This window comes from Mesorhizobium sp. M4A.F.Ca.ET.050.02.1.1 (assembly GCF_003997725.1).
Taxonomy (GTDB): Bacteria; Pseudomonadota; Alphaproteobacteria; order Rhizobiales; family Rhizobiaceae; genus Mesorhizobium.
The window spans coordinates 1-1981 of the sequence record NZ_RZSG01000978.1 but is presented as its reverse complement, the minus strand read 5'-3'; the positions used below and the strand labels follow the sequence as shown (position 1 = coordinate 1981).

Sequence of the window (1981 nt, the reverse complement as noted above, 5' to 3'; positions counted from 1 at the left end):
GGGCCAGGGTCATGCGCCGTTCCTCGAAACGGGCACCTTGCCTGTCGCCATCGCCGCGTTCCTGGATCGGGCGGAGCGGAAAATCCAAAAGAAGTAATCCAAAGTTCAAAATCGGCCGATGAGCTATTGCAACAGTATAGAAACGCTTAGAAAGGCAATCGCTTCCGGAATTACGGCAACCGGTTCTGAACGTCGGCGCCGCCCCTCATCCGCCGCCGGCACCTTCTCCCCGTGAACGGGAGAAGGAAACGAGCTAGTTGGCCCTGGAGCTTTTCCCGGCTGCTTTCACCGCAGCCGCTTCGCGCTTCGGCTTACGCGCCGGCTTTGAGGATGATGGCGCGGTCAGCGGGGACGAAAAGACGGAACTCTCCGTGGCCGCCGCATTGCCGCGCGGCGTTTCCAGCACGAAGACACAGCCGTCGAGGTCGTTGGTGGCGAGATGCGCGTAGCGCATGGTCATCGACAGCGTTTGGTGGCCGAGCCACATCTGCACGCGCCTGATGTCGATGCCGCCCTGGACGAGTCGCGAGGCGCAGGTGTGACGCAGTATGTGCGGCACCACCTGTTCGGCGGCGGCAAGGCCAACCTCGCCCTTCGCCCATTCCAGATGGCGCGGAATTGCGCCTGGCTGAACGTGGTGAAGGGGCCCTTGGGACGGCGTCCCTCGGTGACTGGCAGCTTGATGACTTCCTTGACGCGAGCGGTCATCGGAATGGTGCGGCTGCGACCGGACTTGGTGATCCAGAAGGAGACGCGGTGCTCCTGAATGTCGTTCCAGATCAGGCCGAGCGCCTCGCCGAGGCGGCAGCCGGTGTCGACAAGGAAGACGGCGAGCCGGTAAGCGTCCTCGCTGCGGCTCCTGATCGCCGCAAACAGCCTCGCCTCTTCGTCCTTTTCCAAGAAACGAATCCGTCCCGCCCGCTCCTTCTGGCGGCGGAACTCGGGCAGGCTGTGGATATCCCCCATCTTGTGAGCCTTGCGCAGCAGTTTGCTGAGAGCGGCCATCTTACGATTGATGGTCGCGTTGCTGTTGCCGCGCTGGCGCAGGGTTCCGATAAGGTTGTCCAGGGTGCTCTGGTCAAAGGCGCTGAAACGCTCCCCGAGGAGGATCTCATCGATTTCGCCGATGAAAGAGCTGACATTGTATTTATGTCGCCCATCATCCCAGAGTATATCCCGATATGCTGAAAACAGCTCTCCGACCTGATACGACTTTACTTCTCTTATCTTGTCGTAGCCGTATCTAATCTTTACGGCCTGAGAAGAAAACATCGCGAAATGGTCAGAGGCTCCCCCCTCTTGAATCGCTTCGTTCGTCATTTTTTTGACCACACCCCCAAGTGGGTAGGCGTCACCTATCCGCTTGGAAGCGTCCTTTCAAGAGTTAAGTCTGACAAATCCGATTTCATCCGCCCGAGGGCGAATCCCAACGAACCGCTTTGCCGACTTCAGCTATCGAACCCCCTCTTCCTTCTGTTCACCCTGCCCGTCACGAAAACAAAAACAGCCCGGGCGTTGAAGCACCCGGGCTGGATTTCACCTGTGGACAACCAGCCCTTAGAACGAGCGCTGGAAGCGGATGAGACCGCCGAGGCTATTTTCCTTGGTAGCGCCGGTCCAGTTAGAGACCGTGTCCTCACCGACGTGCATGTAGTCGACTTCGGCCGTGACCGTGAGGCCGGGAACGATGTCGTAAGCAACGTTCACCGCTGCGCCGAAGTTCTTGCCTTCGTCATAGGACAACTGAGCATTCAAAGAGGTCTTCTCGTTGAACTTGTAGGTGCCGCCGCCCCAGACTGCCCAGTTGCCGCTCCACTGCTTGTAGAAGCCGCGGCCACTGGCGTCGACAGCGTTGCCGGCGTTATCCAGCAGGTTGTCGTCGGTGCCGTAGCCGGCCATGACCCACAGCTGGATCGCGTCCGAAGCGTTCACGTCCAAGCGAACCTTGCCGGCCACTTCTTCGTAGTTGCTGTCGTAGGAG

Annotated in this window: 1 protein-coding gene and 2 pseudogenes; 1 reads left to right on the top strand and 2 read right to left on the bottom strand. The window is 59.5% G+C overall.

What is annotated here, in order from left to right:
- Positions 1 to 97: pseudogene (locus tag EOA33_RS41105) on the top strand (alpha/beta hydrolase); the annotation flags it as partial.
- A gap of 156 nt (positions 98 to 253) precedes the next feature.
- Here the strand turns inward: EOA33_RS41105 and EOA33_RS33895 are convergent.
- Both EOA33_RS33895 and EOA33_RS33890 read right to left on the bottom strand, forming a co-directional pair.
- Positions 254 to 1272, bottom strand: a pseudogene (locus EOA33_RS33895) (site-specific integrase).
- Positions 1273 to 1557: 285 nt separating this feature from the next.
- Positions 1558 to 1981 (bottom strand): porin (locus tag EOA33_RS33890; RefSeq protein WP_190234469.1); only part of this gene is annotated, 424 nt, incomplete at its 5' end.